The 25857-nt window shown below is 57.5% G+C and carries 25 protein-coding genes; 18 read left to right on the forward strand and 7 right to left on the reverse strand.

Features of this window, described 5'->3' with window-relative positions:
• Positions 1 to 164: 164 nt before the first annotated feature.
• Entirely contained in the window at positions 165 to 1220 is a 1056-nt protein-coding gene (locus BCS36_RS10475) for an ABC transporter ATP-binding protein (RefSeq protein WP_291302839.1), read from the reverse strand.
• Positions 1214 to 2338: a nicotinate-nucleotide--dimethylbenzimidazole phosphoribosyltransferase gene (gene cobT, locus BCS36_RS10480; protein WP_291302840.1), complete on the reverse strand. Its 1125-nt coding sequence runs from the start codon at positions 2336 to 2338 to the stop codon at positions 1214 to 1216. The genes BCS36_RS10475 and cobT overlap by 7 nt, the downstream gene beginning before the upstream one ends.
• 135 nt (positions 2339 to 2473) lie before the next feature.
• On the opposite strand from cobT, the gene BCS36_RS10485 reads away from it, so the two are divergent.
• From BCS36_RS10485 to BCS36_RS10510, 6 genes are all read left to right on the forward strand, one after another.
• Complete coding sequence (locus tag BCS36_RS10485; RefSeq protein ID WP_291302841.1) at positions 2474 to 3931, forward strand: trypsin-like peptidase domain-containing protein; 1458 nt, start codon at positions 2474 to 2476, stop codon at positions 3929 to 3931.
• Between the two features lie 223 nt (positions 3932 to 4154).
• Positions 4155 to 4343 (forward strand): ferredoxin, encoded by a 189-nt coding sequence (locus BCS36_RS10490; protein ID WP_179981165.1) that lies wholly within the window; start codon positions 4155 to 4157, stop codon positions 4341 to 4343.
• A gap of 306 nt (positions 4344 to 4649) precedes the next feature.
• Complete coding sequence (locus tag BCS36_RS10495) at positions 4650 to 5318, forward strand: YkgJ family cysteine cluster protein (RefSeq protein ID WP_291302842.1); 669 nt, start codon at positions 4650 to 4652, stop codon at positions 5316 to 5318.
• 118 nt (positions 5319 to 5436) lie between these two features.
• On the forward strand, positions 5437 to 5829 hold the full coding sequence (locus BCS36_RS10500; RefSeq protein WP_291302843.1) for a hypothetical protein: 393 nt from the start codon (positions 5437 to 5439) through the stop codon (positions 5827 to 5829).
• Complete coding sequence (locus BCS36_RS10505) at positions 5826 to 6449, forward strand: tetratricopeptide repeat protein (RefSeq protein ID WP_291302844.1); 624 nt, start codon at positions 5826 to 5828, stop codon at positions 6447 to 6449. The genes BCS36_RS10500 and BCS36_RS10505 overlap by 4 nt, the downstream gene beginning before the upstream one ends.
• 909 nt (positions 6450 to 7358) lie before the next feature.
• The gene (locus BCS36_RS10510; protein WP_291302845.1) at positions 7359 to 7922 is read left to right on the forward strand and encodes an IS1595 family transposase; all 564 of its coding nucleotides are present in this window, start codon (positions 7359 to 7361) and stop codon (positions 7920 to 7922) included.
• 410 nt (positions 7923 to 8332) lie between these two features.
• On the opposite strand, the gene BCS36_RS10515 is transcribed toward BCS36_RS10510, so the two are convergent.
• Positions 8333 to 9007, reverse strand: a complete 675-nt coding sequence (locus BCS36_RS10515; RefSeq protein WP_291302846.1) for a DDE-type integrase/transposase/recombinase — start codon at positions 9005 to 9007, stop codon at positions 8333 to 8335.
• A 343-nt stretch (positions 9008 to 9350) separates the two neighbouring features.
• Between BCS36_RS10515 and BCS36_RS10520 the strand changes: the two genes are divergently transcribed.
• The 12 genes from BCS36_RS10520 (at position 9351) to BCS36_RS10575 (ending at position 20631) form a co-directional block, all read left to right on the forward strand.
• On the forward strand, positions 9351 to 9887 hold the full coding sequence (locus BCS36_RS10520) for an FmdE family protein (protein ID WP_291302847.1): 537 nt from the start codon (positions 9351 to 9353) through the stop codon (positions 9885 to 9887).
• A gap of 131 nt (positions 9888 to 10018) precedes the next feature.
• Complete coding sequence (locus BCS36_RS10525; RefSeq protein ID WP_291302848.1) at positions 10019 to 12229, forward strand: TonB-dependent receptor; 2211 nt, start codon at positions 10019 to 10021, stop codon at positions 12227 to 12229.
• Positions 12217 to 12984 carry a class I SAM-dependent methyltransferase gene (locus BCS36_RS10530; RefSeq protein WP_291302849.1) on the forward strand — a complete coding sequence of 256 codons (768 nt, stop codon included), beginning with the start codon at positions 12217 to 12219 and terminating at the stop codon, positions 12982 to 12984. The genes BCS36_RS10525 and BCS36_RS10530 overlap by 13 nt, the downstream gene beginning before the upstream one ends.
• On the forward strand, positions 12969 to 14048 hold the full coding sequence (locus tag BCS36_RS10535; protein ID WP_291302850.1) for an ABC transporter substrate-binding protein: 1080 nt from the start codon (positions 12969 to 12971) through the stop codon (positions 14046 to 14048). Before BCS36_RS10530 ends, BCS36_RS10535 begins: the two co-directional genes overlap by 16 nt.
• Positions 14038 to 15174 carry an iron ABC transporter permease gene (locus BCS36_RS10540; protein WP_291302851.1) on the forward strand — a complete coding sequence of 379 codons (1137 nt, stop codon included), beginning with the start codon at positions 14038 to 14040 and terminating at the stop codon, positions 15172 to 15174. The genes BCS36_RS10535 and BCS36_RS10540 overlap by 11 nt, the downstream gene beginning before the upstream one ends.
• The gene (locus BCS36_RS10545; RefSeq protein ID WP_291302852.1) at positions 15167 to 15916 is read left to right on the forward strand and encodes an ABC transporter ATP-binding protein; all 750 of its coding nucleotides are present in this window, start codon (positions 15167 to 15169) and stop codon (positions 15914 to 15916) included. The genes BCS36_RS10540 and BCS36_RS10545 overlap by 8 nt, the downstream gene beginning before the upstream one ends.
• A 44-nt stretch (positions 15917 to 15960) precedes the next feature.
• Positions 15961 to 16650: a MotA/TolQ/ExbB proton channel family protein gene (locus BCS36_RS10550; RefSeq protein WP_291302853.1), complete on the forward strand. Its 690-nt coding sequence runs from the start codon at positions 15961 to 15963 to the stop codon at positions 16648 to 16650.
• 2 nt (positions 16651 to 16652) lie between these two features.
• Entirely contained in the window at positions 16653 to 17132 is a 480-nt protein-coding gene (locus BCS36_RS10555) for an ExbD/TolR family protein (protein ID WP_291302854.1), read from the forward strand.
• Positions 17129 to 17905 (forward strand): energy transducer TonB, encoded by a 777-nt coding sequence (locus tag BCS36_RS10560; RefSeq protein WP_291302855.1) that lies wholly within the window; start codon positions 17129 to 17131, stop codon positions 17903 to 17905. The genes BCS36_RS10555 and BCS36_RS10560 overlap by 4 nt, the downstream gene beginning before the upstream one ends.
• 572 nt (positions 17906 to 18477) lie before the next feature.
• Positions 18478 to 19047 carry an FmdE family protein gene (locus tag BCS36_RS10565; RefSeq protein WP_291302856.1) on the forward strand — a complete coding sequence of 190 codons (570 nt, stop codon included), beginning with the start codon at positions 18478 to 18480 and terminating at the stop codon, positions 19045 to 19047.
• Complete coding sequence (locus BCS36_RS10570; protein WP_291302857.1) at positions 19040 to 19813, forward strand: DUF364 domain-containing protein; 774 nt, start codon at positions 19040 to 19042, stop codon at positions 19811 to 19813. The genes BCS36_RS10565 and BCS36_RS10570 overlap by 8 nt, the downstream gene beginning before the upstream one ends.
• Before the next feature lie 2 nt (positions 19814 to 19815).
• Entirely contained in the window at positions 19816 to 20631 is an 816-nt protein-coding gene (locus BCS36_RS10575; RefSeq protein WP_291302858.1) for a class I SAM-dependent methyltransferase, read from the forward strand.
• 921 nt (positions 20632 to 21552) lie between these two features.
• On the opposite strand, the gene BCS36_RS10580 is transcribed toward BCS36_RS10575, so the two are convergent.
• Genes BCS36_RS10580 through BCS36_RS10595 form a run of 4 tightly spaced genes read right to left on the reverse strand, consistent with a single transcriptional unit; the run spans position 21553 to position 25856 of the window.
• Positions 21553 to 23142 carry a 5'-nucleotidase C-terminal domain-containing protein gene (locus BCS36_RS10580; protein ID WP_291302859.1) on the reverse strand — a complete coding sequence of 530 codons (1590 nt, stop codon included), beginning with the start codon at positions 23140 to 23142 and terminating at the stop codon, positions 21553 to 21555.
• 10 nt (positions 23143 to 23152) lie between these two features.
• Positions 23153 to 24118, reverse strand: a complete 966-nt coding sequence (locus tag BCS36_RS10585; RefSeq protein WP_291302860.1) for an energy transducer TonB — start codon at positions 24116 to 24118, stop codon at positions 23153 to 23155.
• Complete coding sequence (locus tag BCS36_RS10590) at positions 24115 to 24873, reverse strand: ABC transporter ATP-binding protein (RefSeq protein WP_291302861.1); 759 nt, start codon at positions 24871 to 24873, stop codon at positions 24115 to 24117. The genes BCS36_RS10585 and BCS36_RS10590 overlap by 4 nt, the downstream gene beginning before the upstream one ends.
• Positions 24870 to 25856: an iron ABC transporter permease gene (locus BCS36_RS10595; protein ID WP_291302862.1), complete on the reverse strand. Its 987-nt coding sequence runs from the start codon at positions 25854 to 25856 to the stop codon at positions 24870 to 24872. Before BCS36_RS10595 ends, BCS36_RS10590 begins: the two co-directional genes overlap by 4 nt.
• Position 25857 lies beyond the last annotated feature (1 nt).

Here is a 25857-nt window from a genome sequence, read left to right on the forward strand (position 1 = left end):
GTTCCAAAGCCCATGGCCAGTTCGGTGCGGTAAAGGATGAAGTCGGCTTTCAGGCATGCCTGAAAGCCGACTTTTCATAACGATAAGCGTCAATTGGAGATTTTAGAAAAAACAGGAAAAACGGCATTTTCAGCCCGTGCTTCAGGTGCCCTGCCCGGCGTTTGTCAGGCAAACCAGCAGCGTGCCCGCCAATCCGGGGCGCGCTCCTTCCAGGCCGGAGCCTCGCGGCGGCAAATATCCTGCGCCTTCGGGCAACGGGGATGAAAACGACAGCCGTCCGGCGGGTCCAGGGGGCTGGGCAGTTCGCCTTCCAGCGGCGGGGCAAGATAGCCCCCGCCCTCGCCCGTGGGCATGGCGGTCATGAGCGCCTGCGTGTAGGGATGGGCCGCGCCGGAAAAAAGCTGCTCCGCTGTGGCTTCCTCCACCACCTGTCCCAGATACATGACCACAATGCGCCTGCACAAAAAGCCCACCACGGAAAGGTCATGCGAAATGAAAAGATAGGCTGGCCCAAAGTGTTCCTGCACGTCGCGCAGCAGGTTGAGTATCTGCGCCTGCACCGAAGCGTCCAGAGCTGACACCGGTTCATCGCACACCACCACCTGAGGCCGGGTGATAAGCGCGCGGGCCACGGCTATGCGCTGACGCTGGCCGCCCGAAAATTCGTGGGGGTACCTGCCGCCCATGCCTTCAAGCCCAACCGTGGCAAGCATCTCGTCTGCCAGCCTGAGGCGCTCGCCCCGGGGGATGTTGCGGGCGGCCAGAGGCTCGGCAATGGAGGCCCTGGCGGAAAGCCGCGGGTTAAGCGAAGAAAAAGGATCCTGAAAAACCATCTGAATCTGCCCGGCGGCCCAACTGTTTGCCCCGGCTGGAGGCAATTCCCTGCCGCCAAGCAAAGCCTGCCCCTCTGAAGGTGCAAGCAGGCCACAGGCAAGCCGTCCAAGGGTAGATTTGCCGCAGCCCGATTCGCCCACAAGCCCCAGACTTTCGCCGGGGAAAAGACGAAGGCTCACGGCATCCACAGCCGTGAGAAGGCGCTGCTCGGCAAAAAAACCCCGTCTGACGGCAAAACGCCGTGAAACTTCGCGCAGTTCGAGCAAAGGTGCTGCGGCGGGGTCTGCAGCGAGCCCCTCGGCGAGTTTCGATGCGAGGTCTGTCGCCACGCCGTCCGCACCAAGCGTGGACGAATCCGTCCTGGCATCGTCAGTCATGGTCAGCATGTCTGCTCCGCCACACCAGCAGCGCTGAACGTAGCCATATCATTATAGATGTCTGCGGCACAACGTAACAGGCCATAGGCCACGGCTCCCCCTGTGCCCTCGCCCAGCCGCATGTCGAGGTGCAGCAAAGGCCGGTGATCGGGCGCGGCCTGTTCCAGCCGGGCCAGTGCCCGACCATGCCCCTGCTCTGCCGAGGCATGAGACAGCACGGCATACTCCGCCAAAACCGGACATATGCGCAAAGCCGCCACATAGGCCGCGCTGCAAATGAAGCCGTCCACCAGCACGGGCAAACGCCGCGAGGCCGCGCCCAGCATGATGCCGCTCATGACCACGATTTCGTGCCCGCCAAGCGCAGCCAGAACTTCAACGGGGTCGCCGCTGCGCACCGCTTTTTCGTTAACGGCCAAAGCCTTGCGCACTATCTGGGCCTTGTGCTTCACCATGGCCGCGTCGGCCCCTGCCCCCGGCCCTGCCATGACCTCTGGTTCAAGGTTCAGCAGCGCGCAGTAAAGGGCCGTGCCCGAGGTGGAGTTGGCAATGCCCATCTCCCCCACGCCAAGACACTGATACCCCTTGTCTGCGGCGTCATGGGCCAGCTTGACGCCAGCACGCAGCCCCTTGAGGCAGGTTTCCACACTCATGGCCGCCCCAAGCGTCATATCCGCCGTGCCGTCACCGAGGCGGCAGTCCAGCAGCATGGGGTTTGGCGCATAAGGGCCGCCAGCGCATCCGGCGTCCACAACGCGCAGTTCCATGCCCGTGCTGCGGCACAAGACATTGATGGCCGCGCCGCCGCCAAAAAAGTTCTGCACCATCTGGCGCGTCACGGCCTGCGGAAAGGGCGAAACGCCCTGCGCCGCCACCCCATGGTCGCCCGCAACAGTAAGCATAAGCGCAGGATGTACCCGCAGGGGCAACTGCCCCCTGCGCATGGCGTAGAGCCTGCGGGCCAGGTCTTCAAGCCTGCCAAGGCTGCCTCTGGGTTTGGTGAGGTCGTCAAGGTGCGCCTGGGCCGCGTCCAGGTCCTGCTTGCGTAAAGGATCGATTTGCAGGTCGGGGAAAATACGTTCAAGCGCCGTTGGGGATGAAAAAAGCTGTGAAGTGTTGTCGTTCATAATTTTTATCTAGCCTTTCCCTTTTCTGTGCGCAAGGGCGAGAGTCTACAAACAGGAAGAATATGTCTGGCTGCCCTTTACGATCACTTGAGGGTGCTTATTATGAAGTGCATACGAAACCGAGGACTTTCGCCAATGACGCAAACACTCTCAACCATATACGCTCAAGTTCCCACAAAAGTTCGCTCAAAAGTTCGCTCCATGTGCGGACAGCGGCATTTTTGCGGCATCCAGCGCACCCTGGCCTGGGCGCTCTACTGGACGTTGCTGACATTTCTTTCCGGCGGGCTGCTCACCCTTGCCCCTGTGCAGGCAGGCGCTGTCCCTCAGGAAAACAGCCCGCGCATGACCCCTGTGGTCCGCGCCGTGCAGGCCGTTGCTCCGGCTGTGGTCAATATCACCAGCACCCATGTGATACAGGGGCAATACCTTTCGCCTCTGGAGCAGTTTTTCGGGCCGGGGTTTGGATTTGGGCCGGATTTCGGCGGCCCCTCCTCCGGCAGCCAGAAACGCGAAAGCCTGGGAACAGGCGTTATCGTTGACGGCAAAAAGGGGCTTGTGCTTACCAACGCCCATGTAATCGCGGGCGGCGACGAAGTTATGGTACGCCTGCTTGATGGCCGGGAGTTCCCCGCCATCGTGCGCGGGGCTGACCCGGATTTTGACATTGCTGTGCTGGAGATCAGGGCCCCACAAAATCTTCCGGCAGTGCGCCTTGGAGATTCTGACGATGTAATGCCGGGCGAGACCGTCATTGCCATCGGCAATCCCTTTGGCTTCAGCCATACGGTCACAACCGGCGTGGTTTCCGCTCTGGGGCGCACCATTCGCAACCGCAACAATGCCTTTACCGACCTCATACAGACTGATGCGGCCATTAATCCCGGCAACAGCGGCGGCCCCCTGCTCAATCTGGAGGGCGTGCTCATCGGCATCAATACCGCCGTGGACGCCAGGGCCGAGGGCATAGGCTTTGCCATTCCCGTCAACAAGGCCCGCCGGGTTATGGCCGACCTTGTGGACAGCGGCAAGGTCGCTCCCCTGTGGCTCGGGCTTGACGTGCAGGATATCGACGTGCAGACCGCCATGGCGCTTGGGCTCAAGAGCGCGCGCGGCGTGCTGATCAATACGGTTTTTCCCGGCACTCCTGCCGAGAAGGCCCAGATACGCCCCGGCGATATTCTAGATACCATCAATGCGACGCCCGTGCGCGATCGGCGCGACTATCTTGATATTTTGCGCAACCAGACGCCAGACGCGAAACTGCGCCTGGGCCTGCGGCGGGATGGAGGGTCCATAACAACCGAGGTTGTCCCTGCGCCCTTTATTGACGAAAGCGCCCGTGCCCTCATGGAAAAACGGTGGGGTTTCAGCGCGGTGCAGACATCAGGCGGCGTTTTGGTGAACAGCGTCAACAAGCAGGGGCCTTCAAGCTTCTTGCGCAAGGGCGATGCCGTCACCGCTGTGGGGGCCAGCCCCGTACGCAAGATGGAAGACCTGCTGCAGGCATTCAGGCGTGAACGCATGGCCGGGCAGGTGCTTTTGCAGGTCATGCGTGACGGCAAGGGATATTACGCCAGAATAATGCCCTGACAGGGCGGATTACGCCCCTTTGAACTGGTCCTGGCGGGGCATGGCAATGTGCCTCCTTTTTGAGCCCATCACAGGCAATAAGCTTGAAAATCAACGCATTGCGGGGCTTTTCAGGCAGAGAACAAAGGGCACTTGACAGGGGGGTAGGCTAAAGCTATCCAATTGCACAAGCTAATTTTATCCGCTTGTGTGATCAAGCAAGACAACCTATTGGGAGGACATCATGGGTTACAATGTGAATGTTGACGTGGACAAGTGCATCGGCTGTGGCGAATGCGTGGATGTTTGCCCTGTTGAAGTTTACGAAATCAAGGACGGCAAGTCCGAACCCGTAAACGCTGAAGAATGCCTTGGCTGTGAATCCTGTGTTGAAGTCTGTGAAGTCAGCGCCATTACCATTGAAGAAAACTAAGGTAATGGTGGAAGGCCGTTTGGCATTCCATTGCTGACCCAGTCACAGACTGAGTGTTGTGCCGCCCGACGCACGCGCGCCAGGCGGCACTTACATACAAGGCGAAACGCGGGATTTTTTCCGGCGGGTCATAGCCTGCCCTGAAATCCCGTACACTACGCCGGGCGCGACCGGATACGCCTTGTGGGCTTTATGTTCAGGCCTGACCAGAACACCCGCAAAACAAGGGCTAAACATTCCGCCTCCGCCCCGCCGCACACCTGCCGGACGGCCCGTACGCGCCCTCCGCACAGCCACAGGATGACCATGATCCCTGATCTGACCGCCATTTTCGCCCGTTATGAAAACCTGCGGGCTGAGGCCGACACCCTCTTTGACCGGGTACGGGAGGCCTGTCCGCAGTGCGTGACCTGTAAAGAAGGCTGTAGCGACTGCTGCCACGCCATGTTCGACCTTTCGCTGGTGGAGGCCATGTATATTCACAAGGCCTTTGAAGAAGCTTTCAATTACGGGCCAGAACGCTCGGCCATCCTGGAGCGCGCTTCTGAACTGGACCGCCACATCACCCGCCTCAAGCGCGACCTCTACCGCGCGGAGAAGGACGGCGAAAGCCCCGAAGCCATCATGTCTGTGGCCGCCAAGATCAAGATGCGCTGCCCGCTGCTGGACGATGAAGACCGCTGCCTTTTGTACGAAGCCAGACCCGTCACCTGCCGGCTTTACGGCGTGCCCACGGCCATTGGCGGCCAGGGACACGTATGCGGGTTCTCGGCGTTTGAAAAGGGCCGTCCTTATCCCACGGTGCATATGGACAAGATGCAGGCCAGGCTTGAAGATCTGAGCAAAGAAATCGCCACTGCCGTGAAGTCGCGCTTCAAGGAACTGCATGAAGTCTATGTGCCGCTGTCAATGGCGCTGCTGACCCGCTATGACGAGGCGTACCTTGGCATAGGCCCCGCCAAGAAAGAAGATTAAGCAGCCGCTGGCAATCACAGCCGCAACCGCCGTGCGCGCGGGCGTGGCTGCGGCGAATCCGGCACAAACCGGAACTACGCGCCCACAGACGTTTTTGGCGCACAGCAAGGAGTACGGCATGTACGGCAGCATACCCGCCACCGTCTTTCGGGACGGCACGCCGCAAGAACTGAACGAAGAGCAGGAAAAGCTCAAACGCGAGATTTATGACCGCATGAATCCGCGCCGTCGCAAATTTGTGGACCGCCTGGGCTACGAGAACTGGGACCCTTTCCAGAAGCCCAATGATCCGCTTGACCTGCGTACGGACATCTCAAAACGCACGACGCAACAGCTCATCAACGAATTTCTGCGCGATACGGCCAAGAATGGGCCGTACGGCAAGGCTTACAGCAAGGGCGCTATGGAATGCGCTTTGGGCGTCATTAATAAAGACGAAAAATACATGGGCATTTTCGACTTTTGCCGCTGGTACTATGATCTTTTGAAAAAAGAAGGACACATCCAATGAAAGCTCGCTACGACGATCTGGACGAGTATATCGCAGACCTCAAGGCGGAAATTGCCGGAAATGAGCAATGCGCCAACCATCACTATAATCTGGGCCTGGCCCTCTTGAGCAAACGCGACTTTGTGGCCGCTGAAGAAGCTTTTTTGAATGCCGTGCGCAATTCGCCGCACCTGGCTGAAGCTTATGTACAGCTTGGCGGCATCTGCCTTGAACGCGGCGACCTTGAAGGCTGCCTGCGCTACAATGAAGAAGCCGCCAACTGCCGCGCCAAGTTCCCCGTGCCGTGGAGCAATATCGCCTTTGTGCACCTGCAGCGCGGCGAGCCCGACAAGGCCATCACCGCCCTTAACAAGGCCCTCAAGTGGGATCCCAACTTTGTGCAGGCGCAAAACGCCCTGGCCACGGCCTATTTTATGAAGGGCAACTTCAAGGCCTGCGAAGAACAGTGCCTGGCCATCATCAAAAAAGAACCCGCCTTTGCCCCTGCCTGGAACAACCTTGCTCTGGCCTACTTTGACCAGGGCGAGCATGCCAAGGCCAAGGAAGCGGCGGAAACTGCCCAGAAGCTCGGCTTTGAAGTGCCCGAAGGCTTTATGGAAGAGCTCAAGAGCTGCTGCTGATTCTTCTTTATGCGCAAAGAACAAGCCCGGAGGCATCCTCCGGGCTTTTTTTTCGCCCCGCGCGAGATGCCTGCCCCACACGCACCCGCCCGTCTGCGGCATGTTCGCACTGCCCCGCCGCCCTGCTTTTATAGTCAGAGCCTGCCCCTCCCTGCCCCAATATGCCTCTCAAGCACCATATCAGATGAACGTCGTGATGATGTGATGTCGTGGGATACTCCCTCCAGGCAGATTAAACTTGTTGTTCAGCCGCTAATCGCATTTAGGCTGCCCCCGCCACGTTGTGCGCTTTGTACCCCAGTACAGCGTTGGCGCATTTAACCTTTTTCAAGGGTAAAGTATTCTGCAATCTCCGCTTCGGATCAGAAAACCCTTTGCGCTATACTGAGACACAATAAGAGTTTTAGGGGGTGGGGGCGTGGGGGAAGGCCCCTTTTGCAAAGGCTCTTTCCCACCTAACGGTTGACAAAGTAAAACTTAATTATACTATATAGTTAATTAAATATTTAATAATTTCATGTAGAAATAAAAGAAATGTGGTGGCGGTTGAGCATAAAAATGAAATATCCCCGATTAAAGAAGCTCCAACTAGGGTAAATTAGGGGTCCAAGTTGGATAACATTTAGTCGAAAAAAATAGTTTTAAATGCTTGCGAGCATAATGATGATCCAGTCAAATGCACGAGTTAATGCATATTCGACAATGAATAACGCGAGCCATTTCCCAACGGTTTTCACTCGGAACATCACCTCCTTTACAACCGCCACCACAGCGATTATGGGCAATGAATCATAAGCATCTCAATGAAGAATTGGATGCTTTTTATTTCACTATATTATCCCTATTTAACGGTTGATAGAAAAGAATAATAATTGTTATTATCTCTTTGTAGGACGCAAGGATATAGAAATGACGAACAAAGAAATTGCAGAAATACTTAGTAAATTGTCTTCAGACGAAAAGAAGATACTCTTTGATTTGCTTCAAAATGAAAACTCGGACGAGCTACACGTAGATTCACTATTTTCAAATGGTATTTCCTGCCCTATTTGTAACGAAGTAGGACAAATTGTAAAAAATGGAAAACGAGCAGGGGTTCAGAGATATATTTGTAAGCGTTGTAAGAAATCATTCGTTGCGAATACAAATTCAATCCTAGAAAGAACACATAAGCCAATTTCCATATGGAAGAAGTTTCTTGAGTGCATGGTTCATGGTATGTCAATTCTTAAGACGGCAGAACTGTGCAATATAAATAAAAATACGGCCTTTGCTTGGCGTCACAAAGTTTTGGATGCTCTTGGACAAATCGTTGAATCCACGCCTCTTGAAGGGATTGTCGAAGCAGATGAAACCTTTTTTATTCTATCTTACAAAGGACAAAAAAGAGGACTCCCGCGAAAACCTAAAAAACGCGGAGGGAGCGCATCTAAGCGTGTATACTGCCCCCCATTAACAAGGCAGCCCTGTTAAGGTAGTTTGCAAAGGCTCTTTCCTATTTAACGGTTGATAAATAAAAATTTAAATATTTAATGATTTCATATAGAAATAATAAAAAAAGGGAAGCCGTGAAGCCTCCCTAATGGGCATTCTGAAGCATTAACCGAACAAATCGATTAGTATGACAATCAGACGGCAAAGAGTCTTAAGTATTTTCATACTCGCCTCTACTGGGAGAGGCAGCTTTTTCACCGCCTAAGATTACCTAGACGGCCTTGCATTCCCAACGATTAGGCTACTTCATTCCAAAACTCTCGTCAATTTGGCGAGAGTTTTTTATTTTATTTAATATTCATAATGTCACACAATTAGCCACACTACATATCCACCAATTGCAACAAGTAATGAAATTGGGAGCCATATGGTGTAATGCCCCCCATGAATCAAGCGGCCTTTAAGGGAGTATCCTTCCGTTTTTTACCAGCCTGCTGATGCACGCATTGCGGGGTCTTCCAGCCAAGCGCCGAGTGCAGGTACGTGGTATTAAAGAGTTCTATCCAGCTGGAAAGTGCGTCGACCAAGTGCTCAAGGCTGCGCCATTCATGCAGCCAGAAAAGTTCTTCCTTAATCGTGCGCATTGTCCGTTCAGTATCCGCGTTTCCTTTGGGATTGTTATAGCTAGTGAATGCCTGTGAGATGCCTAGTATCGCGCACTCACGTACAAAAGCCTTTCCCGTTGGTTGGCAGCCGTTATCACTCATCAGGCTCAAACCCTGTTCTCGGACGCCTTCGGGAAAGTGCGCTTGAATGCCCATTTCCAAGGCTTGTAGCCACTCGTGACTTCGACTTTGGTAGGCAGCATGGTGGCCGACGATCTTTTTAGAAAACCAGTCCACTACCAGTACAACATACACCCAGCCACTTTCCGTCATGACCTTGGTCATATCGACGTCCCACCATTGGCAGGGCCGAACAGCACGCGGTTTGCTTCCAGTGGGAGTGCGCTTTGCCCGCAAAACTGCTCTCCTAACTCCCAGTCCATGCAGATGCATTAAGCGTCCCACCCGTTTGGCGTTGACGTTCATGCCGCTTTTGTGCCGAAGGGTACGGCGTTTCATGTTTCCTCCAGAGCTTGAAGTAAAAGGGTCCCTCCCCCACAAAGCATTTCAACGTGAAACTCATCTTGCTCTCGCCACACCCCGCCACCCCCGCCATCCCCCTGCCCGTGCTTCTGCTGCCTGCGTGAGCCGCATTGGAAGTGGCAAAGAAGCTCCGGCTTCTTGCCAAAGCTTGTCTTTGGTGTTACGATAATTCAAATTGTGTTACTAGGAATTGCGCAACAGCCGCGCAGCCTTTACCACAGCGACAAAGCGCTGAAGCAGGGGGGCGCGGGCGGGCGCACAGAGGGGAAGTCGTGGTCAGACTGCCATGCGGGGTCACGCTGGCATGCGAGGAGGCATCATGGATCAATCAGCTTCAGACAGGCTCAACAGGGCCGTAACCTTTCACGGGCATCTTTGCCCCGGCCTTGTCATCGGCCTGCGCGCTGTGGAGGCTGTAATGGCCCACCCCCTGCTTGGGCAGGTCGCGTACGGCAAACTTGTTTGCGTTACGGAAAACGACGCCTGCGGCGTGGACGCCATTCAAAGCCTGCTCGGCTGCTCGGCGGGCAAGGGCAATCTTGTGGCACACCCACGCGGCAAACACGCCTATTCCTTTTTTGACCGCGAAAGCGGCGCGGCCTTACGCCTGTGCCTGCAAGTCAATAAAGGTGAGCAAGCCAGCAGGGATGAATGGCAGCAAACCCTTATGGACATGCCGCTTGAAAAACTGTTCAGCGCGACAGCCCCAAACTATGAAATCCCTGAAGCTCCCCGCATTTTTGCTACCATAGCCTGCGAAGTCTGCGGCGAGGGCGTGGCGGAGCCCATGCTGCGCCTTGAGGGCGGCAAAAAGGTCTGCCTGGACTGCCAGCATAATTACCCCCGGCGCTGGTAGCTAAAAAGAAACAGGCAACCAGGCTGCCGCAAGCAGCCTTTTTTTCCATCAGGCAGTAGCACTTTTTAAAAAAACATCACATGCGCAGGACTGACACCAACCTTCAGCACAGGCGCTGCTCCGGAGTACGCATGAAACTTGCCCTCAGTCTGTGCTTACTGGCAGTTGTGGCCTTTCCCCAGGCGGGGATCGCGGCCGGTTCTGACAACCTCATGCAGGATGTCTTTGTTCTGGACCCCATAAAGGTGACCGGACGTATGGAAGAAGACAATCTGGACAGAACCACCGCCATCGTTGTGGAAAAAAACCGCAGCAACAACGTGGCCGACTATCTTGTGCGCGACCCTGAAATATCCTTCAAGCGCAAGGCCGCCATGGGAGACAGCAGCGACATCATTTCCATCCGGGGGATGGAGTCCAAAAGAATCATGCTCAACCTTGATGGCCGCAATATCAGCTCCACGGGCATGTCCGGCGGCAACTATATCGACTTTGGCACCATCCCGCTGGACAATATTGAAAAGATTGAGGTCATCAAGGGCGGCAGTTCGGTTGAATACGGCAACAGCGCCCTCGGCGGGGTCATCAACGCCTATACCCGTCGGCCCACAGAACAGCCTTATTTCAGCGCTTACGCCACCATGGGCGGCTGGAAGGACTTTTACGATTTTCACAACGTGCGCGGCAGCTATGCCCAGAAGTTCAATGCCATCGGCCTCAGCGTGGGCCTGAGCCATCAGCACGCCGACCCCTTTCTGCGCAATAACGACTATGACTCCTTTCACTTCAATCCCAAGCTTTATGTGGATCTGCCCTGGCGGGCCGAACTCACCCTGGGGTACAATTACAGCCAGACCAGGCGCGGGCTTATCCGCAGCAACCGAAACGACGGCAACCCCGCCAGCGACGCCAACCCGGATTTGCCCGGCTACAGTTCCGCCATTGACTCCAACTACCCCACAGCCAGCGGCGAAAGTTTTGCCGGCGGATCGCCCACCCCCTCCATGACGGTTATCGGCGATGGGGCGCACTGGACCAAGTACCGCCACCTTATGGATTTCACCTATCGGCAGGATTTTCTTGAAACCGCCTACTTTGAAGTTTCCGGTTTCAAGAACAGCGAAAGCCGCCGTGAAAAAAACTATGCGGACGTTGACGCCCGCATGCAGTTGCAAACGAAAAATCCCAATGACTTCAACCCGTCCAAAACACAAAATGGCGATCTCGTGCTGGACCGCAATGTTATTGTGGACAATACCTATGGCTTCAAGTTCAAAACGGGCGTCACCGTTCTCGGTCATGAGCTCATGACCGGCGTCGAGTACAAAAGGCTGACTCCCGGCCCCATCACCGTTGAATATGTGGATGAAAACTACAACAAGGCCGGGGCCAACAAGTGGACGGGAAAGATGGACTCCTCGGAGGCGGGCAGGCCTGCCACGGTTACGGGGGCTTTTCTGGCCGACAAGTTTTCCATCACCGACAGCCTGCGTCTTGATATAGGCCTGCGCTACGACAGCTTCAGCTACAGTCCTGAAGGGCAGGACAAAAATCTTTTCAATTCGCAGCTTTCCCCAAAGGCCATGGTCACTTACGACTTTACCGAAAGCCAGTCCGCCTCTCTTGCGCTGTACCAGAATTACAGAACCCCCACCATCCCGGAACTGTACTGGAACTCGCAGGCATCATCGCGGGACGCCACCGTCAACGTGCCCTATCTGGTGGGCAAGGACATCAAACCCGAAACGGCGCGCGGCATTGACGCCGCCTACAAATACAGCTTCGGGGGCAAGGGCTTTCTCAAGCTTTCCGGCTTTTACTACACCGTTCAGGACTACATCGTTCACAAACCCGTCTACGTAAACCGGCCGCAAAGCTATCAGGCATGGGCCGCCTACAATATCGACGCCGAAATATACGGGGCCACACTGAGCGGCAGCTATGACCTGCTGGACAATGTGACGGTAAATGCCGCCATCACCAGGCAGGACAGCAAAAAAACCAATGACCCGGCCGACCCCGACGGCGTGATGGACAGGCTGGAATACATCCCCGACTGGAAGGGAACCCTTGGAACCACCTGGAAAATCAACGAGCAGTTCACCCTTGACACAGTGCTGACCTATGTGGGTCAACGCAACTACTACGTCAATACGGCCCAATTGCGTAAGGGCACGCTGCACGACTACGCCACCCTCGGCGCAAGCCTGAGCTACAGGGTGGATGAACACCTTACTCTTGAAGCCTATGCGGACAATATCACCAACACCCAGTATGAAGAAGCCTGGGGATACCCGGCACTGGGAATCAACGCGGGGGTCAGCATCAGATGGGAACTGTAGACGAAAAACAGCAAAAACAGCGTGAATTCTGGAACGCCCGGTCGCGCACCTTCCCGCGTTTTGAGGAAGGCGAGCACACCTACGAGGCCAAGATGCTTCGTCACGCTATGGAAAACGGGGTGGATTTCACCAAAAAACGCATTCTGGATGTGGGCTGCGGCAGCGGCATGTACACCCTGCGCCTGGCGCGCATGGCCGAGCATGTCACCGCGGTGGACGTTTCCGACGAGATGCTGCGCCTGCTGCGTGAAGACGCCGCCGCAATGAACATCACCAACATCACCACCGTATGCTCCGGCTGGGATGATTTTTCTGCCGATGAACGCTTTGACATTGTTTTCGCCTCAATGACGCCAGCCATTGAAAGCGATGAAAGCAGAGAAAAGCTTATGCAGTATGCCGCCGACAAGGTGGTTTTTATGGGCTTTTCTGACCGCATGCTCTCCAACGTCATGCAGGGCCTGCACGAGCATTACAACATTGCCCCCAAAATTTTCAACAATGCCCAGGATATGCGCGCATGGCTTGAGCACAGGGGCGTGCCGTACACGGCCATCCCGGTCAAGGGCCAGTGGGTGGTGGCAAAAAGCCGTGACGACCTGGTGGACGCCTGCGTCACCACCCTGCGTGACTACGGCGCGGACCCGGACCCGCGTTTTGTGGAAGCTCACGTGGAGGCATTCAAGGATGAAAAAGGCCAGTATGTGGAACGCACAGACTATGTCATCGAGATGATCATATGGCAAAAACGCTGAGTCTGCTTCTGCTGGCTCTGGCGCTGCTGACGGGCGCGGCTCCTGCCGGGGCGCGCCCCGTCACAGACGCCATGGGCCGCGTTGTGGAAGTGCCGGAACCCCAAAACGTCAAGCGCATAATCGCCCTTGGCAGCAGTATGGCCTTTGTGACCTACCTTGGCGCGCAGGACAGGGTCGTGGGCGTGGAGGACATCGACAAGGCCGTCATTGCCAAACCCTATGTGCTCTGCAACCGCGAACGCTTTAACAAACTGCCCGTAGTCGGCAAGGCCGGGGCCGTGCGCGTGCCCAATTATGAACGCATTGTGGGGCTCAACCCGGATGTGGTCTTTATCATCTCCACTGATCCTTCAGAGCCGGACCTGCTCCAGCGCAAGCTGCGCGTGCCGGTCATTGCCCTGAGTCAGGGACTGCCCGCCTTTGACAGCAAGGTTTTTCTCGAGTCCATCCTCCTTGCCGGAAACATCCTGGGCAGGGAAGAACGCGCCCAGGAGTTGGTCACGGGCATCCGCGCCCTGGCCACGCGCCTGCCCGCCCCGGCTGAAAAAGAAATGGCGCAGGCCTATGTGGGCGGACTTTCCTACAGGGGCAACCAGGACATCAAAAGCACAGCCGCCGACTTTCTGCCCTTCACGCTTTCGGGCGTAAAAAACATGGCCGACGGCATGGGCCGGTCAGGACATTATTTCATCAACAGGGAATTTCTGCTGGCGACCAACCCGCCCCTGATTTTCATAGACGGCAACGGCCTGCCGCTCATCCGTCAGGCGTTGGGCAGCGAGCGGGGCTATTATGAACGCCTCACAGCCCTGACAAACGGCAACACCTGGCTGCTCCTGCCCCACACCGCCTATTTCAACAATCCTGAAGTGCTGTACATCAACGCGTTTTTCATGGCCAAAGCAGCCTACCCCCAAAGGTATTCCAGCCTTGATCCCGAGGCGCTGGCCGATGAAATATTCATTCTTTTCAACGGACGCCCCCTGTATGAAGACATGGTGCGCGTCACCGGCAGGCCGGGCAGACTGCAACTGACTGCCCAGGGGTTGGACTATGCCCGGTAAGGAGCCTACTGGCGGCCAGAGTGACGCGGCCCTGCGGCCCCACGCCCACTGCGGCAACCCGCACGCTCCGCTTTTTGCGGCTCCAAAGGGGCACTGCTGTTCCCTGCCGTGGGACGGCCCCCGCACACGCGCCTTCGCAATGGCGGCGCTACTGGCTGTTGCCGTGCTGCTGGGCCTGGCGGGCATAAAACTGGGAGCGGTTTCACGCTCGTGGGCTGACATCTGTGCCGCCCTGTTCAGCGCTTCCGGAGACGAGTCGTTACGCTACTTTGTCCTCCACCTGAGACTGCCCAAGGTTTGCGCCGCTCTGACCGTCGGCGCTTCCTTGGCTCTGGCCGGAACCATGCTGCAAAATGTGCTCAACAACCCGCTGGCGTCGTCCTTTACCCTGGGGCTTTCACAGGGGGCCGCCTTTGGAGCCAGCTTTTCAATGATTATTCTTCCCACGGCTGGCGGGCTGGCGGGATTGAGCACTGTGGCCATGGGCGCTTTGGCAGGTTCGCTCAGCGCGGCCCTGCTCATACTGGCCTTCAGCGTGGTGCGGGGTATGGGACCGCAGGGGCTGATTCTCGCGGGGGTGGCCCTGTCTACCCTTTTTGGGGCCGCCACCATGTCCTTGCAGTTTTTCGCCGCAGACAGTCAGGTGGCCGCCACCGTCTTCTGGAGTTTCGGCGATCTTGGCAGGGGAAGCTGGCGCGAGGTCGCGCTGGTGGCCCTCGTGCTGCTGGCGGGCCTCGCCTTTTCCCTGCGCAAGAACCTGGACTACGACACCCTGCGCTGGGGCGACGCCCAGGCGGCGGCCCTGGGAGTGTCGGTACTACGGCTGCGCTGCGCAACCCTGCTCATGGCCTCGCTTATGGCGGCCTTTGCCACTGCCTTTTACGGGGTTATCGGCTTTGTGGGCCTTGTGGCGCCCCACATGGTGCGCCTCCTCTTTCCCCATGCCGGACATTTTTTTCTGCTGAGCTGTTCCGCCCTGTTTGGCGCATGCTTTTTGCTGGCGGCCGATCTGGTGGCCCAGACCATCATATACCCCGCCCTGCTGCCGGTGGGCATTGTCTGCGCTTTCACCGGGGTTCCGGTTTTTCTGTTCATTCTTTTCAGGGGGGCCAGGGCGCATGCTTGAGGCCAAAAATATCTCCCTTGTGGCACGCTCCGGCAAAACCATCCTTGACGGCGTATCCTTTTGCCTTGAGCCGGGGCGCTGCATGGCCCTCATCGGCCCCAATGGCGCGGGCAAAAGCACCCTTGCCAGAATTGTGGCCGGACTTGAACGCCCCACATCCGGCCGTGTGCTGTACAAAGGAACCGACCTTTCCGGCCTGGACCGCCGCCAGCGCGCTCTGTCTGTGGCCTACCTGCCGCAGACAGCCCATCCCGTGCCGTGCAGCGTTTTTGATGCGGTTCTTCTGGGACGCAGATCGCGCATGGGCTGGCGGCCCGGCAAGGAAGACCGCCTGAAAACACTGACCGTCCTTGAAGAACTGAACCTCGCCCATCTGGAAAAACAGTGCGTCACCAGCCTCAGCGGCGGCGAGTTGCAAAAAACGCTTATAGCCCGTGCCCTTGCGCAGGAAGCGCCCGTCCTTTTGCTGGACGAGCCCGTCAACCATCTGGACATACGAAATCAGGTTGAACTACTTCAAACTATTACAGATATCAGTGAAAAACGCCGCATATGCGTGTGCATTGTGCTGCACCATCTGAGCTATGCGCTACGCTACGCGCAGCACGCCATGCTGCTGCACCAGGGACGCCCTGTATACCAGGGGCCGGCATCGGAACTGAGCGAGCATGACCTGAGCCGGGTATATGGCATCACAGTCCATTTGCAGACCATTGACGGTCAGCCCCATGTCCTTTTTTAGAGAGACTGCGTTAACGTGACGCGTATTTTTTACAGGGAGGCCGAATGAACCCCATGATTGAGGCCGTATTGCAGGCCACGCTCATATCCAAATGCGTATTGGCGCTCTTGCTGTTCATGTCTGTAGCCAGCTGGGCCTATATGTGCGGCAAATGGATGACGCTTCGGGCTGCCCAGCGCCGCACCCAGCAAGGGCTTGTGGCCTTTGACGATGCCGGAGGCCTGAACCATGCTCTGCCCGTGATGGAGGCCGACAAACAGTCGCCCCTCTACGGCATCACCCGCCGCGCCGTGCGCGAGTTCAACCGCCTTACCCGCACGGGCGACACCGAGCGCCTGCTTAACGACAATGTGCGCCGCGCCCTGCACTTCGCCATTGCCGAAGAGGTCGCGCGGCTCAAGTCCTCACTGGCTCTGCTGGCCACAGCCGCCAATACGGCCCCGTTCATCGGCCTGTTCGGCACGGTGTGGGGAATCATGCATTCCTTTACCGCCATCGCGCAGATGAAGAGCGTATCACTGGCCACAGTGGCCCCCGGCATCGCCGAGGCCCTCATAGCCACGGCCGTCGGCCTGTTTGTGGCCATACCCGCTGTGTGCGGCTACAACGTGTTCAAGGCAAAACTCATCTATATTGAAGGCATATGCATCAACTACGCAGGTCAACTGCTTAACCGCCTGCAACATGAAGCGCCGGAATACAGCAAGGGCATCAGCTTTGCCGGGGAGCATTAGACATGGCTGCCTCATCCGCTGACGACGATTTTGTTGCCGACATCAATGTCACGCCATTTGTGGACGTCATGCTGGTGCTGCTGATCATCTTTATGGTCACGGCTCCCATGATGACAGAAGGACTCGATGTGGCGCTGCCCAAGGTGGAGACATCCGAAGTTTTGCCAACGGAGAGCGACCACAGCATCCTGACCATCAAGTCCAACGGGGCGCTGTTCCTTGACGAAAATGAAACCGGCCTGGCAGACCTGCCCGACTTGCTTGTCGTGCGCGTGAAGAATGCCGGGCGGCAGCTTTTTGTGCGCGCTGACAAGGACGTGCCCTACGGCACGGTCATGCACGTTATGGATCGCGTACGCGGGGCGGGCGTCAGCGATGTGGGGCTTGTGACCACATCCGTGCCCGATGGTCCCGCCGATGGGCAGACCGGCGGTGCTGACGCCACTGCGGCCCCCGCCGCCAATAAAGGCAAACTGCCATGACGACGGCCACCCATAGCATTCGTAGCATAACCCTGGCCTTTTCTCTGGGCATGCATGCGCTGCTGCTGGGCGGCTTGGGCCTGCTGGCAAGGGAAGCGCCTAACAACGCAGAAAGGGTGTATCGCGTGGCGCTTGCCGAATTTGCCCCGACCGCCGACACGCCGCTTCCCGCGCCTGTTACGCCTGTCGCGCCGATTACGCCTGTCGCGGCGGAAAGGCCCGCGCCGCCCACGCCGGAACCAGCGCCGCAAAAACCGGATGTCCAACCCGCAAAGCCTGCGCAACCGAAGCCGGAGACAAAAAAGATCAGCCCCAAAAAGAGCGACAAAGCCGTGCCCAAGGAGCCGGTAGCGCCCGCGCAGCCGCCCATTTCGACTGCACAGTCCACTCCGGCGGCCCCGGCAATGCCGACAACAACCGCAATTCCGACCGGGCCAACGGGGCCAGCAGGGCCACAGCCACGTACTGTAGGCGGGCTCAATGCCTATGAGTGCGACTCGCTGGACCAGCGCCCCAGCATTACCCGGCGCGCTGAACCGGAATACCCGCCCAAAGCCCGACGCATGAACATTCAGGGCTCCGCCAGGGTGCGCCTTGTGGTGGATTCCTCCGGCCAGCCCTGCAACTGCGAGGTCGTCAGCGCATCACCGGTTGGATATTTTGAGGAGGCGGCGCTCAAAGCGGCAAAGAACATGCGCTTTGCCCCCGGCAAACTCAAGGGTCAACCAGTGAACACGCTGGTGGAACTGCCCTTCATCTTCAGGTTGCGCTAGCCCCCGCAGCGTCATGCCGCAGATACCCTGAACTGCCTTGTGGGGAGGGAACCCTTTTGCATAAGGTTCCCTCCTCCCCTAAAACACCTGCTGTATCTTTATAGCGCCAGGGCATTTCAATGTTGAAGTGCTCTGGCGGCTGCGCGCAGACGCTCGCTGCGTTGGCGGCAACGCAGTTTCCCTGCGTGGTTAGACGCCGTAACGGACGTGGCTTAAACGTTGAGAATGCCCTTCCCCAAATCACTCTGCGCCAAGTGTTTGCTTATCGAGGGCTGGGGTTCCAGAGACAGCATTTTCACGACTTCACACCGCCGCAGAGTCTGTCTGCTCCAGCCCGCACATCCGTGCAATCCCGTTAAAAAGCGAATGGAACGCATACGCCTTTGCTGTTCCCAATAGTCTCGGTTACTGCAAAACCGTGACTATTAAAACACAACAAAGACGTGACACGTCGAAAATAATGCTATAACAATACTGACTACACGCTTGTTCCCCCAATCATACACTGACAGTCTTCGTGTCACAGGTCAGATTTATGCAACTATATCATACACCATAACTACAGTATGGCCATGACAAACATCACACCATTCCTTGAAAAGGCTGAGAAGTACCACGGTCACATTTGTAGCGGGCAGGTCTTGGGCATTCGCATGGCCCTTATGGCCTTGCGCCTGCTTGATCTTAAACCCGAAGACAACCTGCGGGATCTTGTTATTTTTCTGGAAACTGACAGATGCGTTGCTGATGCCTCCCATGTGGTCACAGGCGTGACTCTGGGGCGCAGGCGGGTCAAGGTCTATGGATATGGCAAAACCGCCATGTCTTTTCTGGATCTTAAAAGTGGTCGGGCTGTCAGGGTCCATGTGACCACATCCGACCGTCCTCCCCACGATGTTCCCAAGCAGGAGCAGATAGCCTTTTGGGAAAAGTACGCTGATGATGACATTTTTGCATGGCAGGAAGTGCAGATAGACATGCCCGAAGGCGAACTGCCGGGCCCGCCTGTGCGCGTCTGCACCTGTGCCGCTTGTGGCGAAGATGTGCTGGACTGCAAGGAAGTTTTGCGGGATGGCAAGACCTACTGCCGCGCCTGCGCCGATGGCGCTTACTATCGCCCTCTTGAGGTTCGCCATGGCTGATCGCTGGTTTTTGTATGACGCATTGCTTGACTCTGTGCCCGACACTGCTCTGGTCAAATCCTTCACCTGCGGCAAACACTGGCTCATGGTGGAAACAGACAGCGGCGGCATAGGTATGGCACAGTATTTCCCCCCTGCTCCGGGTGCGCCCGACTCTTCCCTGTCCTATCATGACATGGTGGGCCAACCTCTGCGCCGGGTGGCGGAACGGATCAAGTCCTGGAACTTCAACGCCGCCTCCATCGGCCTTGCCGCCCTGAACGCCGCCAACAACACCCTTGCCCTTGTTAAGCAAAGCCCCCTGCGTACGGCGCTGGACCGCCACCACGGGGACGCCTTTGATTTTTTTCTTTCAGAGGCAAAGGGCAAAAAAGTAGCCGTTATCGGGCATTTTCCCGGTCTTGCGCGGCTGCGCCCACACTGTGAACTTTCAATCCTTGAGCGCCAGCCACAATCTGGAGATTTGCCGGACACTGCGGCGGAATATATTCTGCCACAGCAAGATCTTGTTTTTATTACCGGCACCACCTTCATCAATAAAACCATCACCAGACTGCTGGAACTGAGCGCCAACGCCAAGGTGTATATGGTAGGCCCCAGCACGCCCATGAACCCCCTGCTTTTCTCGCACGGGGTGCGCTCCCTTTCGGGCCTGGTTGTGGTTGATGCTGAAAAAATGGGCGCAGCCCTCAAAAACGACAACTGTGAGGCCATTTTTGGCCACGGTGGCCAAAAGGTAAACATGGTGGCTGAATCATGCCACTAACCATGCGTACTTTTGAAGACCTTTGGGTTGATTATCAGCCGGAACGAACCGGCATGGCGGATTTTTGGAACAAACGCGCGCCTTCATTCAACGAGCATATCCGGCGTGATGCCTCACGCGAGCTCCGGCGTCAGCTTGTGGAACGCATTGCCTGCAAGGCGGAGCTTGACCCGTCGGCGTCCGTACTTGATATAGGCTGCGGCCCCGGCAGCCACGCGCTTGAAATGGCCCCTCTGGTGGGTCGCGTGGAGAGCTTTGACATTGCCCCCACCATGATAGAACTCGCCAGGGAAAACGCCGCGCGGGACGGGCGCGCCAACGCACACTTTCAGGTGCTGGACTGGGCCGCTGCCGACCTGGACGCTCTGGGCTGGCGAAACCGGTTTCAACTGGTTCTTGCCTCCAGAACCCCGGCAGTCAATGACAAAGCTGCTCTGGAAAAAATGATCGCAGCCTCCTGCGGCTCCTGCTGCATAATAAGCCAGGTTGATACCCGCCACTCGGTGCGCGACCAACTGAAGCAGTTCGTTGACTGGGACGCGCACAAGGAGCGCATAAGTCGCAGTTTTTATTGTGCCTTCAATATTCTCTGGCTTATGGGATACTACCCTGAAGTGGAATATATTGACCGTGCGTGGGAGAGCGACAGCAGCCTTGAAGAGGCGGAACTGATGTATCTGCGCTTCTTTGAAAGCATGGGGCCGCTTACCCAGCAGCAAAAGGAAGGCCTGACCCGCAAACTGGCGGAGCTGAGTTGTGACGGCCTGGTGCAGGAAAGTGTGCAGTCAAAAGTCGCCCTTATGTTCTGGAGCGTATAGACGCAAGCAAGCCCTATTCAGCCCTGCCTGCGGTAAATCCGGCCACCGCGCTGGCGGCAAAGACTGGTACGGGGCTGGAACACTGCCAATCCGCGCAGCAGCCAATCCCGCCTATGACAGTATGACGGATGATTTGCGCCCGACAACGCAGTCGCCGTTAATCCTGATGGAGGCATTGCCCCAGGTGGCCAGCGGCTCCCAAACCGGGCCGCAGCAATCTCGTGGGTGGCAGCGACTACCCGAATTGGGCCGCACGCAAGCTCTTTGATGGCATCCCACAGGACGCTTTGACCTCCCGATCAGAGCCGCAGCAGGCTCATAAATAGCACTGCGGCGGATGGCTTGCAGCCCGTCAGTCCGGGCCGTAGTTACCCCTGCTGATGGACATTGGGCTGAGTGCAACTGAACCCCAACCAAATTCTTTGATGGCACTGCGGCGGATGGATTGCTCACTGCTGATCTTGACAGCAGCAAACCCCATTAATGGCATTGCTCCAGGTGCCCAGCGGCTCCCAAACCGGGCCGCAGCCAAACTCGTTGATGGCATTGTGCGGCGCGGAGGGAGATCGCCGAGCGGAGCGAGGAAGCTCCCGCAGCAAAAGCCGCGCAGCCCTCGCCACGTCAAGGTAATTGAGAACCTGGGGGGTCGTCCGGGGGGAGTGCAGGCGGCCCAAAGCAAGGCAATGGAGCATCTCAAAAGATCATAAAATCGCAACCGGCCTGAACGCCGTCTTTGCAAAATTTCGGTCTGCCGACCGCCTTTGCCGCTGCCGCGCAGGCGGTCCAAAGCAAGACAAAGGGACCATCTCAAAAGATCGTGGCGCTCTATTCCTGCCTGAATGCGTCTTTACAAAATCCAGGACTGCCAATAACCGCCTCTAAAAACACCATCCACACTCTCTCCCTGCCTGACAACCGCCGCTAACGATTCCCGGCCTGCCTGAATACCTCTTCCGCTGCGGTCTGGTCCGCAAAAACGAACAAATTCTTGCCTGACCGCAGGGCCTCAGCATCAACACCTTTCTTCAGCTGTTTTTCCAAGGCATCCACGAGGTTTCCACGGTCATTTTTTGTGGGCAAATTCATATTTCTGGCCATAAACCCGTTGAGGGCCACACGGTACTTCTTGTCCGGATTGAGTGGCTCCCCGCTTGTGAGGCGAAGCCCGGCCACATGCAGGGCACCGTCTCCATCCCGCCAGGCCCATACATCAAGCCCGTAAAACTGCGGCAAGCCACGCCCGCCGTGCCCGCCGCCGCGCTTGAACGTATCCGCAATCTGCTTGCCTGTCATTTCGACGGCAACAAGCCTGTCGTCAAAGGGCAAAACATCAAGCAGGTCGCGCCGATGTACAGGACCGCCAGGCAACCCCGCGCGTATGCCGCCAGGAGTGTGCAGGGCAATGGCGGAATCAGTGGCCTTTGCCATGCTTTCACAAATGAGGCGGCCCAGCGGCGTGCTGTCCTTGCGTAAATGCCCGTCCTTGAAAACACTGTCGTCGGGAGAGGTAAAAATAACTTCCTCAAGACCCTGTGCGGCATCAATCTGCCGGATGCTGTCCGTCATGGCCTTGTCCGGCACAACGTCCGCCACGTCAGCATACGATTTAAGCGCCATGTCGCCCTTTTTGCCGTCAAGGGTGATCAACATGAAATGCTCAAGGTAGCGTCCGCCGTTGGCGTATATTGCCCCGTAGTCGCGGTTCGGGGCCACCGCCTTGTGGCTGTGCCCGTCTGCCACAAAATCCACGTTGGGCACGGCGGCCACATCAGGCCCGGTGATACGGCCATCCTTGTCGCCTTTGGGCCCGGCATAGCCAAGGTGGCTCAGCACGATGACGACGTCCTGCGACCTGTCATACGGCGCAAGAGACTGCGTCAGCCGATCAAGTACGGCTTTTTTGGTGGCCTCGGGGGTTGGCTTCAAGTCGAAGTCGTAGTCCGCCAGCGCCTGACGCATGCTGGGTTTCACCGAATATGGCGTGATGACGCCTGTAACTATGACGCGCATGCCCTGCTTGTTTTTCGCAGTTTCATCATAAATGACTACAGGTTCTGTGCCCATTCCTGGCGGATCGGCCTCTTTGTACCTGAGGTTTTCGGCCACGGCGTCAACCTTGCCGAGGCTGTTTTCACGTACCAGACCCAGCAGTTCATTGCTGTAATACAAAGGGCCTTCAGACAGGGTATAATCAAAGGCGTGGTTGCCCGGCGTAAGCACGCGGTAGCCCGTCTGCCCCATGAGCTTTGCCACGGTGCGCCCCTGGTCCATCTGCGCAAAGGCGCTGCCGCTGAAGGCGTCCCCCGCATCCAGGATAAATACTGTATGCCCCTCGGCCCGCGCGCCATCGGCCAGTGCCTTGAGCCGTGCGTAGCCAATGTTCTTTTTTTCCGGATTGTCGGCCACATAGCCATGAACATCATTGGTGACAAATATTTTTACATCCGCCAGAACGGGAACGGCGGAGCAAAACAGCAGAAAAAGAAAAAGCAGAGTTCTTGCAAAAACCATAGCTACCTCGCTACCTTAGGCTGAACTGCACGGGCATGATCACGCGCGCGGGCTCCGGCGGCGCAGCGAAGGGCGCTGCACTGCGAACCGCCTCAATGGCAGATTCGTCCAGCAAAGAGTAGCCGCTGCTTTTACTGACCGCAACGTCCCTGACCCTGCCGTCCTGCTGTATGGTAAACGATACAGTCACCATGCCCTGAATACCCATGCGCTTGGCCTGCGGATTGTAGACCAGATACTGCCTGACACGTTTTTTTATGTACTCGTAATTTCCTTTCAGATACCCGGCGGAACTTCCCTGCCCGGCAGCTCTATCTTCACCACCGCCTCCGCCGCCGCTTTCGCCGCTTCTTTGGCCGACTTGTCCGCCGCGCCCCGCTGCCATGTCGGACCCTTCATGGCCCGCGCCTGAGGCTTTTTCGCCCTGCTTCACTGTGCCATGGCTGGCTGATCGCGTTTGCTCGTGTGAGGACTTTTGGGCGGTTGAACTTACTGGCTGGCTGGCGGGCTGGGGGGTGGCGGGCCTGGCTTTTGGAGCGGGCTTTGCCACGCGCACAGGCACTGCCGCGTCAGGTACAGGAACAGACGACTCGGCCGGGGCGGGCTCTGTCTGCTTCGCGTGATCAACGGCAGGCGCAGCATCCGAAACAGGCGTGTCTGCGGGAGGCTCATTGGATTTGCTCTCAGGCGTGGCTGCGGTATCGGCAGCATTGGCTGATACGGCCCCAGAGCCAGAGCCGCCCGAATTGCCCGGCAGTCCGGCCAGCAGGCTAACCGTGACATAGCCGCCCGCTCCCCCGCCTTCTCCCGAGCCCAGCGCGGGAACAGCCAGAAACCACAAGGCGGCGAGCGCGGCCGTATGGAGCGTCAAAGAAAGCAGAAAAACCATTATGTTGCCGACAAGCAACGGTTTGCCGTGCGGCTGGGCAGCCTGGGGCATGCCAAGGGAGGTTTCTTCATCGCCTTGAGGTTTCATGGCGCACTGGTCCCGGTCAGGCGCATCCACGCTTCAGCCCTGGGCGGCAGTTCATACAGCTTGCGTACCTGATCTTCGGTAATGGTCGATGCCACGGCACCATCCGCCACCAGCGTGCCGTCTTTCAAAAGCACGGCCCGCCCGCCGAGGTAGACGGCCTGTTCCGGATGGTGCGTGGTGAGCAGAATGGCTGGCCCAGATGCGGCCAGCTCGCCAATAAGGTCAAGCAGGTGAAACTGATTGCCGTAATCCAGACCTGTAACAGGCTCATCCATCACAAGCGCCCCGCAGTCCTGCGCCAGGGCGCGCGCGATCAGCACCATCTGGCGTTGCCCGCCCGAAAGCTCCAGATACGATCTGTCCGCCAGATGTGTCAGGCGCACTTTTTCCAGCGCGTCCATGGCCTGTTGACGATCCTCGGCGGAAAAGCGCAGCCAGGGGCTGCGCGCGGTGCGGCCCATCAGCACCACATCCAGCACCCGAAAACCAAAAACCCCGGCATGCTGCTGCGGCACATAGGCAAGGCTGCGGGCCAGACTGCGCCGTGGGATTGTTTCCAGAGGGCGGCCTTCCAGCAGGATACTGCCGGGCGGAGCGGGCAAAAAGCCAAGAAGCGCCCTGAGAAGTGTTGTTTTGCCGCAGCCGTTGGGGCCAAGCACATTGACCACCTCGCCCCTGCTCACGCGCAGGGAAATATTTTTCAGCACCGGCGGTGCGCGGTGATAGCTGACGGTAAGATTGCGGACTTCTATCATCGTCGTTTCCAGTCGTACCACAGGCTAAAGGCAAAAAGCGGCATGCTGATGAGCGATGTGGCAATGCCCAGCGGCAGTTCCACCGTCCAGACCGAACGTATGAGCGTGTCTGTAAGCAGCACGAAAAGCGCCCCGCCAAGGGCTGACGCCGTCAACCCCACCCTGTTGTCCGGCCCGCTGATGAAACGCATGACATGCGGGATGACGAGCCCCACCCAGTTGATGACCCCGGCCAGCACCACGGTAAGCGAACAGATCAGGGTGGCCGCGCCGATAAGGCGCAGCTTCATGCCCGTACTCTGCACGCCCAGGGCGCGGGCCTCATCGTCTCCCATAGCAAGAGCGTTCACCGCCTTGCCGTTGAGGCAGATATAGGCCAACCCGGCCAGCATGAGGGGGGCGCTCCAGGCCAGGTGGCGCGGTTCCGCACGGGACAGCGTGCCCATAAGCCAGTACACGAGTTCCGGCAGCTGGCGGTTGGGGTCGGCCACATACTGCACAAGCGAGGTCAGGGCCACAAAAAACGAACTGCTCACAAGGCCGCCCACCACAAGGGCCAAAAACCGCGCCCGGGGGTAGAGCCACGCGAAAAAAAGCGAAAGCCCCACGCCCAGCGCGCCGCCAGCAAAGGAAAGGGCCTGGGTCAACGGCCATGAAGAAAAAAACACTATGCCTATGGCCGCGCCAAAAGCGGCCCCGTGCTGCACGCCCAGTATGCCCGGCGACACAAGGGGGTTTTGAAACATGTTCTGATACACCGTCCCCGAAGCGGAAAGACAGGCTCCCACCACCAGGGCCGAACCGATGCGCGGCAGGCGCAGGTCAAAGAACAAAAAAAGCTGCCGGCTCTGCTCTTCATTCAAGGGTCGGCCCGCCCACGCTTCCATCAGGCTGTGGTAAAGATCGCCCAGGGCCAGCGGGTAACGGCCCATGGGCAGGGCAAACACGATGGCCGCCAACACAAGCAGGCTCAGTACGAGCAAG

The sequence above is a fragment of the Desulfovibrio sp. MES5 genome (assembly GCF_002237645.1).
Classification (GTDB): Bacteria; Desulfobacterota; Desulfovibrionia; order Desulfovibrionales; family Desulfovibrionaceae; genus Desulfovibrio.